This is a genomic window from Acetobacterium tundrae, from assembly GCF_008086615.1.
Lineage (GTDB): Bacteria > Bacillota > Clostridia > Eubacteriales > Eubacteriaceae > Acetobacterium > Acetobacterium tundrae.
On the sequence record NZ_RXYB01000014.1, the window covers coordinates 22,807 to 39,563 of the forward strand.

The 16,757-nt window shown below is 39.4% G+C and carries 11 protein-coding genes and 1 riboswitch; of the genes, 7 read left to right on the forward strand and 4 right to left on the reverse strand.

The genetic code is table 11. The annotated features are described in order from the left end of the window. Positions 1-66: 66 nt before the first annotated feature. Positions 67-169, reverse strand: a riboswitch (SAM riboswitch). Between the two features lie 58 nt (positions 170-227). Next, the gene (locus FZC40_RS11425) at positions 228-1,409 is read right to left on the reverse strand and encodes a M24 family metallopeptidase (protein ID WP_148604454.1); all 1,182 of its coding nucleotides are present in this window, start codon (positions 1,407-1,409) and stop codon (positions 228-230) included. A gap of 217 nt (positions 1,410-1,626) precedes the next feature. Here FZC40_RS11425 and FZC40_RS11430 point away from each other — a divergent pair, with 217 nt between their 5' ends. Genes FZC40_RS11430 through FZC40_RS11445 form a run of 4 tightly spaced genes read left to right on the forward strand, consistent with a single transcriptional unit; the run spans position 1,627 to position 5,982 of the window. Further along, a complete protein-coding gene (locus FZC40_RS11430; RefSeq protein ID WP_148604456.1) occupies positions 1,627-2,337 on the forward strand; it encodes a tRNA lysidine(34) synthetase in 711 nt (236 codons plus the stop codon). Between the two features lie 42 nt (positions 2,338-2,379). Further along, positions 2,380-3,066, forward strand: coding sequence for a response regulator transcription factor (locus tag FZC40_RS11435; RefSeq protein ID WP_148604458.1), 687 nt, complete (start codon positions 2,380-2,382; stop codon positions 3,064-3,066). Continuing rightward, positions 3,066-4,871: a HAMP domain-containing sensor histidine kinase gene (locus FZC40_RS11440; protein WP_148604460.1), complete on the forward strand. Its 1,806-nt coding sequence runs from the start codon at positions 3,066-3,068 to the stop codon at positions 4,869-4,871. Before FZC40_RS11435 ends, FZC40_RS11440 begins: the two co-directional genes overlap by 1 nt. After that, positions 4,852-5,982, forward strand: coding sequence for a hypothetical protein (locus FZC40_RS11445; protein WP_148604463.1), 1,131 nt, complete (start codon positions 4,852-4,854; stop codon positions 5,980-5,982). The genes FZC40_RS11440 and FZC40_RS11445 overlap by 20 nt, the downstream gene beginning before the upstream one ends. Positions 5,983-6,114: 132 nt before the next feature. Here the strand turns inward: FZC40_RS11445 and pyk are convergent, their stop codons facing one another. The 3 genes from pyk to FZC40_RS11460 are packed head-to-tail and all read right to left on the reverse strand — an operon-like array spanning position 6,115 to position 12,422. Continuing rightward, positions 6,115-7,857 (reverse strand): pyruvate kinase, encoded by a 1,743-nt coding sequence (gene pyk, locus FZC40_RS11450; RefSeq protein ID WP_148604465.1) that lies wholly within the window; start codon positions 7,855-7,857, stop codon positions 6,115-6,117. A gap of 37 nt (positions 7,858-7,894) precedes the next feature. Next, a complete protein-coding gene (locus tag FZC40_RS11455) occupies positions 7,895-8,851 on the reverse strand; it encodes an ATP-dependent 6-phosphofructokinase (RefSeq protein WP_148604467.1) in 957 nt (318 codons plus the stop codon). 1 nt (position 8,852) lies between these two features. Beyond that, positions 8,853-12,422, reverse strand: coding sequence for a DNA polymerase III subunit alpha (locus tag FZC40_RS11460; protein ID WP_243135803.1), 3,570 nt, complete (start codon positions 12,420-12,422; stop codon positions 8,853-8,855). 506 nt (positions 12,423-12,928) lie between these two features. Between FZC40_RS11460 and glpK the strand changes: the two genes are divergently transcribed. From glpK to FZC40_RS11475, 3 genes are all read left to right on the forward strand, one after another. Beyond that, on the forward strand, positions 12,929-14,419 hold the full coding sequence (gene glpK, locus FZC40_RS11465; protein WP_148604472.1) for a glycerol kinase GlpK: 1,491 nt from the start codon (positions 12,929-12,931) through the stop codon (positions 14,417-14,419). 142 nt (positions 14,420-14,561) lie between these two features. Further along, positions 14,562-15,179, forward strand: coding sequence for a glycerol-3-phosphate responsive antiterminator (locus FZC40_RS11470; protein WP_148604474.1), 618 nt, complete (start codon positions 14,562-14,564; stop codon positions 15,177-15,179). Positions 15,180-15,286: 107 nt separating this feature from the next. Next, positions 15,287-16,756 (forward strand): NAD(P)/FAD-dependent oxidoreductase, encoded by a 1,470-nt coding sequence (locus FZC40_RS11475; RefSeq protein ID WP_148604476.1) that lies wholly within the window; start codon positions 15,287-15,289, stop codon positions 16,754-16,756. The last annotated feature ends 1 nt before the right edge of the window (position 16,757 follow it).

Below are 16,757 nucleotides of genomic sequence, written 5' to 3' on the forward strand. Positions count from 1 at the left end.
TAACGTCTATTTACCCGATATCAAAAAAGCCTCGTCTTTTGACGAGGTTTTTTTGATTTACATTAAATCCCATCATTGCGAACTTGCAGAAATTCGCAGGTATTGGCACCATGCTTGCGCTGGTTGCCGGGTTTCATAGGGCCTGTCCCTCCACCTCTCTGGATAGGTAAATATTCAATTACTTTTTTAAATGATACACTTCAACTTTTCCGATGTCAATGTTTTTTTTAAAATACTTCACAACCATTCTCCGTGATCACAACATCATCTTCAATCCGAACCCCGATGCCAAGCTTATCCATGTATAAACCGGGTTCCACGGTCAAAACCATGCCTGGTTCTAAGACCAAATCACCAGCGGGACACAAATCATGCGTATCCAAACCTAAAGAATGGCCAATTCCATGATAGTAAAATTCAGTGATATCCTTATCTTTAGGAATAAAGCCGGCATCACAGCATTTTTCCAGAAACAAATCTTTTGCTAATCCTTGGAGCTTTTTCATGACCGCTCCAGGCTTATAGGCCAAAAACATTTCTTTCTGTACAGATTCTACCATGCGAACTATTTTTTCTTGGATAAATGTCATTTCTCCACTCACAGCAAGGGTTCGGCTAATGTCTCCGCAATAACCATTAACTCTTGCTCCCAGATCAAAAAGAATCAGGTCTCCAGCTTTTAGTTTGGCGTGATTTGACACATAATGGAGAGTCGTGGCATTTTTTCCTGATGCCACGATACTTTCAAAGGCCAGTCCATCGGCGCCTGCTTTTTTTAGAAAATATTCAAAAAAGGCAGCGAGTTCGTATTCATAAATACCAGGCTTAATCAACGTCCGCATTTCTTTAAAGCCTTCTTTTGTCATGGCGTTGGCTTTTTTTATTGCCACAATCTCTGCGGGTGTTTTTATCATCCGCATCTTTGCAAGGATCGGGTGCAAATCCTTTAACTCGCATTGTTTTAAAAACTTCTGAACATTTTTATCTTTAGTTTTAAAACTCTGATGTTCAGGTATTTTAAAATCAAAATATAACAACTTGGACGAGTCAACTTCGCCTATTTCTTTTGCCAAATTTTTGCTGTAGTCAATTATTTCAATACCCGATAATATTTGCGCCTGTTCTTTATCAATTTTTTTCCCAACCCATTTCTCCTTAAACGGATCGGCTTCTTCGATAAATAATTTCTCGGTTACAAGGCCATCCATATCTTTTTTTATAATCAAAACCACATTGGGTTCCCTAATACCGGTTAGATAATAAAAGTTGTTGCTGGTAAAAAAAGGATAGTCTTCGTCCAAAGACATCTCAACTGCTCTGCCCGAAAACACTATAGCAATGCTGTTTTTTTCCTGCTGTTCGCCAACTTTTTTTCTGTTATTAATATAAAAGCTTTGTATTAACGCCAATTTTTTCCTCCTGAATTTTTAATTGAATCAATAATTTGATTAAATGACTGCTTTATAAAAGATAATCCCCTTTTAATCTCTCTCATTAAATGTTAAAATAACCCCAGGATGTCTTTTGCTATTTATTGTACCTTCGAAAGAATTTTTTGACAAGGGTTGAAAAGCAACCCAACCAAAAATAATTGTATCGGACATCTGAATGAACAGGAGAATCTTTATGAAAAAAATTCTTGGACCGCTTCGTCGCGGGGTCGAAAAATACGAAATGATCAAACCTGGCGATCGCATCGCCATCGGTTTGTCCGGCGGTAAGGACAGCACCGCTCTCCTAGTTGCGATGAAACGCTTCCAGACCTTTTCTCCGGTTCCTTTTGAACTTGAAGGAATCACTTTAGATATGGGTTTTGGCGGAATGGATCTTTCTCCCTTAGTTGCTTTGTGTGCAAGTCTGGATGTACCCTACACCATAAAAAAAACAGCTATCGGTCCTATTGTATTTAAGGAAAGACACGAGAAAAATCCCTGTTCCCTTTGTGCGCGAATGAAGCGCGGCGCTCTCCACAACTTAGCTCTTGAACAAAACTGCCGAACCATTGCGCTTGGACACCACGCCGATGATGCCATTGAAACCTTTTTTCTCAGTCTCTTTTATGAGGGTAGAATCAATACTTTTTCCCCGGTGACCTATTTGGATCGAAAAGCGATCACTCTTATCCGTCCTTTAATTTTTGTTAAAGAGCGGGATATCATTAGTTACTTTAAAATAAAAAATCTTCCCGTGATCGAAAGCACCTGTCCCGCCAATGGATTCACTAAACGGGAAGATATCAAAAACATGATTAAGGATCTTCGTAAAACCATCCCTGATCTCGATGATCGGGTTTTAGGGGCTATTCAAAATAAAGAACAATTAAATCTTTGGTTTTAAACGATTTAGCAATAAACTAAAAACTAGAAAGTAGGCACTAAAATGAATGAAAAAATACTCGTCGTAGATGACGAAGCATCTATTGTTGATTTAATAAAATTAGAACTTGAGTTTGAAGGATATCAGGTTGAAACGGCGTATGATGGTGTGGAAGCGGTCGAAAAAGCATTAGCTATTCACCCTGATCTGATTGTCTTGGATATTATGCTTCCTAAAAAAAATGGTTATGATGTTTGTCGGGAACTTTGTCCCCAGTTAGGTGTTCCCATTATTCTTTTAACTGCCAAAACCGACATCATCGATAAGGTTTTGGGGTTGGAACTCGGAGCCGACGACTATCTCACCAAACCATTTGACAATCGTGAACTTTTAGCCAGAATCAAAGCTCATTTGAGACGCTCAGCCATTGTAATTGAACCTAAAAAACAAGATTCTCTATTAACGAACGGCGACCTGAGCATTTATGCTGATGAGCGTATGGTTTTGCTTGAAGGAAAAGAAATCCATTTAACGCCAAAAGAATTTGAGCTGCTTTTCCTGCTTGCTTCAAATCTTGAACAGGTCTTCCCTCGGGATACGCTTCTTGAGAAAATCTGGGGCTATGATTACTATGGCGATACCAGAACCGTTGACATGCATGTTCAGAGAATTCGACGAAAAATTGATACCCAAGGAAACAAATACATCCAAACAGTATTTGGAATTGGATATAAAATGAGGAAGCTCTAATGCATCTGAACTACCGAAAAAGAATGATCATCTACAACATTTTTCTTTTTGCTTTTGCATTTTTAATTGTTGTATTTTGTGTCTTTCAAGGAACCTCTTATTATTATATTAATCAAGCAAAAAATAACCTGTTGGAAATGACTCAAGACACCACTTTATATATTGATCAAGCGCTCAAAGACTCCCCGGATTCTGATTCGCTAATGAATCGTTTTTCCGCAAATGGTCTTTACTTATCTAAAAATATCGCTGTTAATGAAAATAATCGTGTTTTGCTTTTTGATACTAGTGGATCCCTTATTGCTGATTCTGTTGACCTAAGCAATACAAATACCCTTGAAACCGAAATAAATTTGTCTAAAGCCCAGTCTGCCCCGGTGTTTACTTTGAAGTCCGTGAACAACGCCAGCGTTGCCTATTATGTCTCTCCCATTAATATTGATAACTCGATAGTGGGGTACATCGGTTTTCTATATCCCCTGCATGAAATGGATACTTTTCTTCATATCACCACTATCCTTTTTGCAATTGGCGGACTCATTGGTCTTTTTGTGTTGGTACTGATAACGACGATTTTTTCCAAACATTTTTTCCAACCGATTAAAGATTTAACAAAGATTTCCAAAGCAATCAATAATGGGAACTTTAATCTGACTATTTACTATAAGCATTCTGATGAAATCGGTGATTTAACGCAAGCTTTCAATGGCATGATTACCAATATCAACAATGTCATTCTTCAGCTGGAATCAGAAAGAAAACGACTTGCTGGGGTACTCGCATCGATTGATGATGGTTTGTTGGCTATTGACAAAAACGGAAATATCATTACTTCAAACAGTTATATAAAAACTTATTTCAATGTCAGCAATCCAAAAACTATTTATGATTTTCAGTATCAATCATTCTTGCGGGATATTTTTGACAGTCTGAAAAACGGGAAAAACCATATTTCAGAAGAAATTGATTGTAATAATCGTAATCTTTTACTGATCGGAAGTCCTATTCGAGAAAAAGGTTTTGAAGAAAACTATTTGATCATAATCCGTAATATGACAGCTGCCCGGCACCTTCAGGACGAACAGCGGAAGTTTATCAGTAGTGTTTCTCACGAATTGCGCACGCCTTTAACAACCATTATCGGGTATACCGATATGCTGACGCGAAGACAGGTTGCTGATCCAGAAATAATAAACCGCTCATTAAACACAATCAACCGTGAAGGCCATCGTCTTCTTCGTCTTGTGGATAATTTGCTGAATGTAAATAAACTTGACAAGGCCGAATTTGATTTTAAAAAAACGAACTTAAATATTGTTGTTTTAATTTCTGAAGTCGTTGAACAGATGCAAATTAAGGCAACTCAATCTGATATCCAAATTAATTATATTTCTGATGACCTTCCTGAAATTCTCGGTGACTATGACCGGCTTCAGCAGGTATTTATAAACATTCTTCACAATGCCATTAAATATTCAAATAACGGTGACATTATCGATGTTATTTCTACTCTTGAAGATGACCATATTGTTGTATCCATTCGTGATTATGGCCCCGGAATCGCAGAAATTGAGCAGCAACGTATCTTTAGCGCCTTTTATCGAGTTGAAGAAGATCGATCCCGAGGACCTGGCGAAGGGGGATCAGGGCTTGGTCTTTATATCGTTAAACAGATTGTTGAAAAGCATGAGGGTAAAATTGAAATTGTCAGCCAGGTTGGCGAAGGAACCAATATTATTGTGACCATTCCCATTTTATCCGTTTTAATATATGGAGGTGACAAAAATGAAAAGCCTAAAGAATAAGAGCCTTTTCCTTGCTTTTATCATCATGATCGCATTGTTTGCCAGCGGCTGTCAGAATATATTTATTCCAGTGAATGTACCGGTCGTCTTAAAAGAAGGCATTTTCTCCGGAATTCAGTCACCCCAGAAAATCAGCATCCAATCATTTAATGTTATTTCGTCCGGTGTCGTTCAAGATATTACCAATAACGGAAATAATTTGATCATCCTCAATCGCGGAACAACCTTTAATATTGATACATTTAATACCGATACTCAGCAATTGTCTTCATTTGTCAATTCAGATAAACATGAGTTATCAGCGCTCTATGATGCCAATGATACTGGTATCTATTATATCGAAAAAACGATTGAACCAAATTCTGGAAACTTGGACAGTCAACTTTTATGGACGGACATCAATAAAAACATCACCCGGACGATCTCAAATCCTGAAGAAAATGTCAATCAGTTTTTCAGTACCAATGAATCTAATCAAGTCGTTTATAGCAACAATAATAATGAACTTGTTTTGGCCGATAACGAAGGAAACCGCACTGTTTACAAAACGCTTCGGGATTATCCCATTCTATCCATCGATTATATTGAAGATGCCCAGGGTTTTGTGTTTATCGCTTATGATCCTGTTAAGGAAGAAAAGACGAATCTGTACTATGCTAAAATAAAAGATGATTCCCTCGAATTATCGCCTAGTTTAATCGCGGAAAATGTAAATAGTTTTGATATTAATGATGTTACAAATCAAGTGATTTTTATAAAAAACGGTGGTGAATCTCAAAGCATCGGCACTTGGAAAACCAGTGATATTAAATCATCAACAATTGCAACCGGTCATTTTGGAACTGTGAAATTTACTCCAAATGGTGAAAATATTATTTACACCCAGTATTCGCCCAATTATGATTCTCAATCACAGTCAATTTGGGTCATGGATGCCAATGGTGATAATCCCCTCCAGGTTACAGCTCCTTTGAAATTAAGCTCGCAGGTGTTTTGTCATCCAAATAAATCAATTCTGTATTTTTCAGCAGAAACAAATGCTGCCAGCACAAATTCTACCGTAGATAGTGTCCCTTCTCAAACCTATCAAATTATGTATAAAATCGATTAATTACCTAAACAAACGATAAAAAGCCTTTCTATTATTATCCGTGTCATGCCCAGATCCGACACCCTTTGGGTGTTCGCCTTGATGCACATCAATGAATAATAGAAAGGCTTTTTTATATTCAGACTAATCTGTTTAAATCATTTGGACTCTTCCCTGGTAAATAATTCCACGTTTTGGATCAAGGGAAATCAACTTGCCATGCTCGATAATTTTCAATGCATTTGAAACATTAACAATGACCGGAATGTCATAATGAAGTCCGGCAATTGCACCTTCTGAACTTAGTCCGCCTTCTTCGGTAATAATCGCTGAAGCCATATGAAGAATATGACTGATCTCTGGTATCAAAGATTTTACAACGAGAATATCACCTTCAATAAAATCGTCAGTATTGACTGCTGTTATAATTTTAGCATAACCAGTAACCGGTTTTTTTCCGATGCCAACGCCAGTGATGATTGCATTACCAACGGTATGAACTTTTATGATATTGGTATTTCCCTGAACGCCCAGTGGTACTCCGGCCGCAACAATTGCTATATCTCCAAATTTTACATACCCCTGCTCAACAGCCTTTTCAACAGCATCCATGATCATGCTGTCGGTATCTCCAAACTCGGGTGTATAAATACAATCAACGCCCCAAACCAACGCCAGACGTCGAACCGTCGTCACCTTATCTGTCACTGCCAGGATCTGGCAATCCGGACGATATTTTGAAATCATTCGCGCTGTATGGCCAGATGATGTTGCCGCAATAATGGATTGCGCATTGAGCTGATCGGCAATTTGGCAAGCCCCTTCGCTCACTGCATTGGTGGTGGTCAGTTCTCCGTGTTCCGGTTTTTGCCGCCTGGCATATTCTTCGGAATTTTCGCTTTTAACGACAATATTGCACATTGTTTTTACTGATTCTATGGGGTAAGATCCCGCCGCCGTTTCACCCGAAAGCATAACCGCATCGGTTCCATCAAACACTGCGTTTGCGACATCCCCAACTTCTGCCCGAGTCGGTCTGGGATTACGCATCATCGAATCCAGCATCTGGGTCGCTGTTATCACCGGTTTCCCAACCAGATTACATTTCCTGATAATACTTTTCTGTACCAATGGCACTTCTTCCGCCGGTATTTCAACCCCCAGATCTCCTCGGGCAACCATTATTCCATCTGAAACATTAAGAATCTGGTCAATTTTTTTGACTCCTTCTCGATTTTCTATCTTCGATATAATATTAATACCACCACCGCCGTTTTGTTCCAACACTCTTCTGATTTCTAAAACATCTTTCGGTTTTCTAACAAATGAAGCGGCAACAAAATCCACTTTTTGTTTGATTCCAAAAATAATATCTTCTTCATCTTTTTTAGTCAAAGCTGGCAATTCGATGTTTACCGCAGGAAGATTGATACTTTTTTTATTACCTAAGGTTCCTCCATTTAATATTCGACAATTAATTTCAGTTCCCTGTACTTTTTCTACTTCAAGCTGAATCAACCCGTCATCAATGAGAATTCTACTTCCCACTGATACTTCGCTGGGAAGATTGTCATAAGAAATACTGAATCGCTTTTCATCTCCCAAAATATTTTCGGTCGTTAAAACGACCATTTTATCAGCTACCAGGTCAACTTTTCCTTTAAGTAATTCCCCTGTTCTTATTTCCGGTCCTTTTGTATCCAACATAATTGCTACCGGTATTCCCAGTTCTTTGCGGAGCTCTTTAATTCGCTGAATTCTTGCCGAATGTTCCTCATGAGAACCATGAGAGAAATTTAAGCGGGCGACATTCATTCCATTTAGGATCAGCGCTCTTAATATTTCCTTTGTATCTGACGCTGGACCCAAAGTACATACAATCTTGGTTCTTTTCATTTTTTTACCTTCTTTCTACTACAAGACTTTTTTTTAATCATATGGATAATACCGATGCCATATCATAAATATCCTGTCGGAATATTTTTGGCATTTTAAGTGCTTCATCAATGGGAATGCCCAAATAAGATCCACAACGTTCAACAATAATACATCCTGTTTCTTTTTTTATGATACTCAACACGGCATTATAACCCATAAAACTTGCTAAAATCCGATCCGCATTTGATGGCGAACCACCTCTTTGAATATAGCCTAAATTCGTTCCTCTTGTCGTTACTTGAGTGCGTTCTTCTATCTTTACGCAATAATCTCGGTAATTTCCACAACCTTCAGCCAACATCACGATACTGTGAAGCTTGCCACGGTCTTTTCCCTGGAGAAGTCTCTCGCAGATAGCATCCAGATCTGTTTCAACTTCTGGCAGAATTAATGCTTCAGCACCTCCGGAAAGTCCAGCATAAAGTGCTATATCCCCGCATTTTCTCCCCATAACCTGAACAACATTGATGCGATTGTGTGAATAGGTGGTATCTCTTATTTTACTGATCGCATCCAAAGCAGTGGTAACCGCTGTATCAAATCCAATAGTATTATCACTGCAGCCTAAATCATTATCAATCGTACCGGGAACTCCCATTACCTTGACTCCGAGTTTTTGAAGTGCCAGGGCGCCGTTCATACTCCCATCACCGCCAATAATAATGAGATGTTCAATGCCGTATTCTTCAAGAACTGCAGCACCTTTTTTAACTCCAGCATCGGTGGCAAAAAAATCACTTCTTGATGTTCTGAGAATTGTTCCTCCCCGTTGAAGAATATCAGCGACTGAGTAAACACTGAGCGGGGTGATATCCTCTTCTAATAAGCCTGCAAAACCCCGGTTAATTCCATAAACTTCAATTTTATTATAAATCGCCGTCCGGACAATGGCTCGGATGGTTGCATTCATTCCTGGGGCATCGCCCCCGCTGGTTAATAATCCAATTCGCATTTTATTTTACCTCCACGTTTTGATTTCCTAAAATATGAGTTAATTCACTGATTAGTGCCTCTCCCGGGGTCACCCATAAGTTTCTATTGGCTCCGAAATTCTTATGATCATTTCTTAAATACAACACAACCGGTACCGGTCCCGGATACTTTATTAGAACTGATTTTACTGTTTTTATCAAGGACTTCTCTGTTAAATCATCGAAACTTAATACCAGTTTCTTTTGAAGCTGGGTTCCATTTGTCGTTTCGTAGGGAGCCGAAAGTTCTTCGACTTGAAGAGTTTTCAATTGCTTCGAAGGTTGTCCTATTGGACATATTTGCGAGGCAATCACTGATGTTTGCGCTTCTTCGTTATAATTTATTCGCCCTTTAATCACAATTGGCTGGTCCTGTTTTAAGTAATGTCGGTATTCATCATAGGTTCGGGGGAAAACAACCACTTCAATCCTTCCATACAAATCCTCAATGGTTAGGAAGCACATCATTTGACCCTTTTTTGTCATCATGGTTTTCAATTCAGCAATTAATCCGCCTACACTGACCTGTTGTCCATCCCTTATGCCGGCATCTTTTAAATCTTGATAACTATCGACCATATTAGAAAAAAGCGTCACTGTTTTTTTTAATATTTCTTCATACTTTTCAAGCGGATGTCCGGTAACATACAAGCCTAAAACTTCTTTTTCCAATACCAACCGCTCTTCCTTCGAAAAAGGTTCCTTTTGCGGGAAATGCTCTTCTTTTAATATCAGCATCGTTCCTGAATCTCCCAAATTTGCCATATCCAACAGTGATATCTGACCTGAGAGCCGATCTTTTTTTTCTCTTTGAACCTGATCCACAATTAATTCCGCAATGGCCAGCATCTGGGCCCGATTGCTTCCGATCGAATCAAAAGCGCCGCCCTTGATAAGACTTTCAATACTGCGTTTGTTCAAAGATTTCAGGTCGACCCGTTCGCAAAAATCCCTCAGGCTTTGAAAATCGCCGTTCTTTTTGCGAGCCTCAATGATTGCCGCGATGGCATTTTTGCCAAGTCCTTTTACCGCCCCCAGCCCAAAGCAAATTGAATTTTCCGAAACACTGAATTTCTCATAACTGGCATTAATATTGGGCGGCAATACCTCAATTCCAATTTTACGACAGTCTTCAATATATTTGGCGACTTTTTTCTCATCATCCATGATGCTTGACATTAACGCTGCCATAAACGCGGTGGGATAAAAATATTTGAGCCATGCCGTTTGATAGGAAATGACTGCATAAGCGGCAGCATGGGATTTGTTAAATGCATATTTAGCAAAATCCTTCATCTCTACAAATATTTTTATCGCGATTTTTTCCGGAACCCCGCGGCGAACCGCTCCATCAACGACGATTTTTCCATTTTCATTCACTTCTCCATGAATAAAAACCTGGCCTTCGGCTTCCATCACATCCCCTTTTTTCTTGGACATGGCGCGGCGGACCAAGTCGCTTCGCCCCATCGAAAAACCGGCTACATCCCTGAATATCTGCATCACCTGTTCCTGATAAACCATACAGCCATAAGTGACATTGAGAATGGGTTCCAGAATCGGATGATCGTACGAAATACAGTTCGGATTTTTTTTGTTTTCAATATAGCGTGGTATTTGATCCATCGGACCGGGGCGATACAGCGATATTCCAGCAATGATATCCTCAAAATTACTCGGCTGGAGTTCTTTCATAAACTGCTGCATGCCACGGCTTTCCAACTGAAATACGCCCAAGGTATCGCCTTTTGAAAGCATCTCATAGACTTTGGCATCATCCATTTCCAAAGCTTCCAGATCCGGGCACGGCCTGCCGGAAAGGGCAATGTTTTCCAGGGCATCGCGAATAACTGTTAATGTTCGCAAACCCAGAAAGTCCATTTTCAGCAGTCCCAAATCTTCCAACAGACCCATCGGGAATTGGGTCGTAATCGCATCGTTATTTCGATAAAGGGGAATATATTCCACCAGCGGCTTGTCTGATATGACAACTCCGGCCGCATGAGTCGAAGCATGACGCGATAATCCTTCAATGGATTGAGCTGTTCTGATCAACTTGGCAACATCTTCATCCGCTGCTTCCATCTTTCTCAACTCGGGATTCTCTTCCAGTGCCTCTTTAATGGTTACATTGGCCCCTTGGTGAATCGGTATCTCCTTGGCGACCCGATCGACTGCATTATAGGGCATATCCAAGGCTCTTCCAACATCCCGTAAAGCCCCTCGGGCCGCCATGGTTCCAAAGGTAATAATTTGGGCAACCCGGTCTTCACCGTACTTATGAACCACGTAATCAATGACTTCCTGACGGCGTTCGTAACAAAAATCAACGTCGATATCTGGCATGGTGACCCGCTCAGGATTTAAGAATCGTTCAAACAGCAATTGATACTTAATCGGATCGATGGTGGTAATCCCTAAACAGTATGCGACAACGCTTCCGGCCGCACTCCCGCGCCCCGGACCGACCATAATTTGATGATCTTTTGCATACTTGATAAAATCCCATACAATTAAAAAGTAATCGTCAAAGCCCATTGTATGGATGGTGTCCAGCTCATATTCCAACCGATCATCCAATTCCGATGAAGCATTCTGATATTTCTTTTGCATTCCCTGGATACACAACTTTTTAAGGTAATCTTTTGCATTTTCATTTGCCGGCAGTTCAAATTTGGGCAAATGCGTTTCTTCCAAATCAAATGTTACTTGACACCTTTTAGCGATTCGATTGGAATTCTCAATCGCTTCCGGCACATCTGAAAATAGTTTGGACATTTCCTCAGGACTTTTTAAATAAAACTCATTATTGGGAAAACGCATCCGTTTTTCTTCCTGAACGGTGGCCGCTGTTTGGATACATAAAAGAACATCATGATTCTCGCTGTCTTCCTTGTTAATGTAATGAACATCGTTTGTCGCTACCAACGGTATCTCATACTTTTTGGAGAATTCCAGCATCCGTTCATTTACCAATGCTTCTTCTCTTAAACGATGATCTTGTATTTCTAAAAAGAAATGATCTTTCCCAAATATATTCTGATATAACAAGCACCGTTGAACGGCTCCGTCGACATCATTATTTAAAATCATTTGGGGAATTTCTCCTCCTATACAAGCAGACAGGCAAATAAGACCTTCACTGTTTTCCTTTAAATAATTGTGATCTATCCGGGGTTTGTAATAAAATCCATCAATAAAACCTTTTGAAACTATTCTCATAAGGTTTTTATACCCCTTGTTGTTTTCAGCTAACAGAATAAGATGGAAACGTTCCTTATCCAATTGTGGTTCTTTTTGTTCTAACCCTCGGGGTGAAACATAAACTTCACAACCGATGACCGGATGTATTTTTTCTTTTTGACAGGCTTTATAAAAATCAATCGCACCAAAAAGAACGCCATGATCCGTCAGTGCCACACTGTCCATCCCTTTTTCTGCTGCTGCTTTCACCAGGGCGTTGATTCGGCAAAATCCATCTAACAAACTGAATTCGCTATGCACATGAAGATGCGTAAAATTTTTTTCCATATTTTCCATATTAGTTACCATTTTTCATTCTTAGATTTATACTTTTTCAAATTTTTCCGATTTTTTATACCAAATATTATACCATACTTTTCGAAAAATAAATAGCTGCTTGTCCCAGCCGGTTATTATTGATCCCACTAAATCATTACTTTTTAAAACGCGTAAGCCTAAAAATTCAGATCTACCGACAATCTTAAATGTTAATTAATTACCCTTAAAATGAGTTGAACAGCCTTTATGTTAATTAATTAACGTTCTTTTTTTATCAGTAACCCTTTACATCATTTCTAAATTGTGTTATTATGACGAAATAAAGCAATTTAATAATTTCACAAAAAGATAAACTAATTTCATATTTGGCAGGAGTTATGGAGGGCCGTACTTTCGTTTTTACATTAAGAGAATATGTAAATTTGTTAGTATGTGCTCTTTTTGTTTTTTTTCGTAATTTTTCGGTTTTTTTCTTTAGATTTTATTATGTTTTTACATAATTAAATAAATAATAAAATAAATAGGGGGTTATACTTATGAAAAAGTATATCTTATCACTGGATGCGGGAACCACGAGTTCAAGAGCGATTTTATTTAATCATGACAGCGAAATCGTCAGTGTTGCACAAAAAGAATTTACGCAGATCTATCCAAAAGCTGGTTGGGTTGAACATGATGCCATGGAAATTTGGGCTACCCAAAGTGGAGTAATAACTGAAGCGATGTCAAAAATCAGCGCAACCGCTGATGATATTGCTGCCATCGGAATTACAAATCAACGCGAAACCACTGTCGTTTGGGACCGAAAAACTGGTGAACCTATTTATAACGCAATTGTTTGGCAATGCCGTCGAACGGCAGCATTTTGCGACGAATTAAAAGCCCGTGGTTTAGAGGACTATGTTCAAGAAAACACCGGACTTGTTATTGATGCTTATTTCTCGGGAACTAAAATAAACTGGATTCTTAATAATGTTCCCGGCGCTCGCGAACGAGCTGAAAAAGGCGAATTAGCCTTTGGAACCATTGATACCTGGTTGATCTGGAAATTGACAGACGGTAAAGTACATGTTACCGATTATTCAAATGCTTCCAGAACCATGGCCTTTAATATCAAAACCCTAAAATGGGATGAAAAAATGTTAAAAGAACTGGATATCCCAGCTTCTATGCTACCAGAAGTGCGACCTTCTTCTGATGTTTATGGAACAACTACTTTATTCGGAAATCCAATTCCAATTTCCGGAGCTGCCGGCGATCAGCAAGCGGCACTCTTTGGTCAAGCTTGTTTTGAACCAGGGATGGCTAAAAACACTTATGGAACCGGTTGTTTCATGCTTATGAATACTGGTGAAAAACCGGTAAAATCAAACAGCGGTTTGATTACAACCATTGCCTGGGGTTTGGATGGTGTTGTCGACTACGCTTTAGAAGGCTCTATCTTTGTCGCCGGTGCAGCGATTCAATGGTTGCGTGATGAAGTAAGACTGGTCGATTCTGCACCTGACAGTGAATACTATTGCAATAAAGTTCCCGATACCAATGGCGTATACATGGTACCAGCCTTTGTTGGATTGGGTGCTCCCCATTGGGATATGTATGCACGTGGTGCCATCTTGGGATTAACCCGTGGTGCCAACAAATCTCATCTTATCCGGGCTACCGTCGAATCTCTTGCTTATCAGACAAAAGACGTATTAGATGCGATGGAAAAAGATTCTCAAATTAAATTGGCAAGATTAAAAGTTGATGGTGGTGCCTGTAATAATGATTTCTTGATGCAGTTCCAAGCAGATCTTCTTGGTGTTCCCGTTGATCGTCCTTCCATCGTCGAAACAACGGCTATGGGTGCTGCTTACCTGGCTGGTTTAGCCGTTAAATTCTGGGATGGTAAAGAAGATGTCACCAAAGCCTGGAAACTCGATCGATCTTTCAATCCAGTGATGGATGCCGATGTTCGTGCTAAATTATATGCTGGCTGGTTAAAAGCCGTTGAATGTTCTAAAGGCTGGGAAGACGTAGAATAATTCTTTTCTGACCAGGCAAACTCTGTTGATGGTGTTGGGGTGTTTTCATCGCACCCCAACAATTTTAGATTTTTCTCTTTCCAAATTAAGCGGTTGTGTTATATAATGAATTTGTAAAATACAATCCATAGGGAGGAGAGTTATGGCTACGAGAAAATGTCTGCTGATGTTTCAGGACAATCCGATCATTGCTGCGGTTCGTAATCCCAAGGATATTTATGATGCGATTCATTCTCAGTCGCAAATCATATTTTTACTGACCGGAAATGTATTTAATCTAAAAAAATTAGTGGAGCTTTGTATTAAAGCTGATAAGTATGTTTTTATTCATTTGGATCTGATTAAAGGTTACTCCCAGGATAATTATTTCATTAAATATCTTAAAGATGAGATTAATCCCACCGGAATCATTACGACAAAAAATAACATTATCACCCGTGCTAAGCAGGAAAATCTGATGACAATCCAACGCTTATTTTTATTGGATTCTTCCGCCATGGATATTTCCATTGAGTCAGCTAAAAAAATCAAGCCTGATGCAGTTGAAATTCTTCCAGGTTTAGTCCCAAAGCTCATTAAAAGCGTTAAAAAAGAAATTAATATCCCCATTGTCACTGGGGGGTTCATTGAGACAGAAGAAGAAGTTCGTTCTTGTCTTGCTGCTGGTGCACTATCAGTCAGCACATCCCATAAACCATTGTGGGATAAAATAAAGCTTATTCGAGAAGAGCAACAATCATTATTGCAAACTATAAGCTAAAATTAAATACAAGGCAACGGAGAGCCACACTGTTTTCTTAAATGATTCCTTCATTTGAGCAAATTGTGTGGTTTTTTATTATTATTAGTTCCAAGGAGGAATAAATTATGTATGATATCGCTATTATTGGAGCCGGCATTGCCGGATCCTACATTGCCCGAGAATTGTCTCGGTACAAATTAGATATTGTTTTGTTGGATGGAGAAAATGATGTGGGTAATCAAATTACAATGGCCAATTCTGCCATTGTCCATGCCGGCTTTGATGCCCCAGCCTATAAACTAAAGGGAAAATTCAATGCTGTGGGAAACATTATGTATGGAAAAATTTGTGATGATCTGGATGTCCCCTTTAAACGTTGCGGATCATTGGTCGTCGCCCATGATGAATTTGAAATGGCAACCATCCACGATTTGTATAAAAACGGTTTGAAAAATGGTGTTCCCGGATTGAAAATTTTATTCAAAGAAGAAGTTCATGCCATGGAACCCAATCTCAGTGAGGATATCTGCGGAGCGCTTTATGCCCCGACTGCTGGAATTGTTTCACCTTTCGAACTCTGTGCCCATGTTGCTGAAAACGCGATTGACAACGGCGTTACCCTTAAACTCAATCATATGGTAACGGCCATTAATAAAGTCGATGATTATTTTAATATCACTACCGCTGATGAAAATATCGATGCCAAATTAGTTATTAATGCTGCCGGTCTGTATGCGGATGACGTTTATGAAATGGTTGGTGAACCCTATTTTAAACTTCTTGCCAGAAAAGGCAATTACTTTATTTTTGACAAAGAAGCGGGTTCTCTCGTGAACAGTGTCATCTTCCCTTGTCCATCAAAAAATGGTAAAGGTATTTTAGTTTCACCAACCGTACATGGCAACCTATTAATCGGTCCGGATGCTTCGCCAGTGGATAAAGGTGATGTCTCAACAACCGGTGAACAACTGGATTATATCAAAGCCAATGCTTTGAAAAATTGTCCTGCTCTGCCCTTTAAAAAAATCATTCGCTCATATGCGGGACTCCGAAATACGCCTGTTGCCGATACCTTTACCACCACCGACGGTGACTTCATCCTTGAAGAATCCCCGGTAAAAGGATTCATTAACGTCGCTGGTTATGAATCCCCCGGATTAACATCGATTCCAGCTGTCGCTCATTATGTTGTTGAAGAAATTGTAAAACCATTAATTCCCAATATTGAAAGCAACCCCAATTTTAATCCAAAGGTTCGTCCTCATCTTCGCTTTGAAGAGCTTTCTGACGAAGAACGGGCTGACATTATTAAGAAAGACCCCAAGTATGGTAAAGTCATCTGTCGTTGCGAAACGATTACCGAAGGTGAAATTCTTGATGTCATCCATCGGAATGCCGGTGCTCGAACAGTCAAATCCGTTAAAAAACGATGCCGTGCCGGAATGGGTCGTTGTCAAGGCGGCTTCTGCTCCCCGCGGGTCGTTGAAATTCTTGCCCGTGAACTCAACTGTTCGTTGGATGAAATTATGTATGATCAACAAGACTCAACCTACATTCTTTCTGGACAAACAAAATCAGCTAAGGAGGAGGCATAAT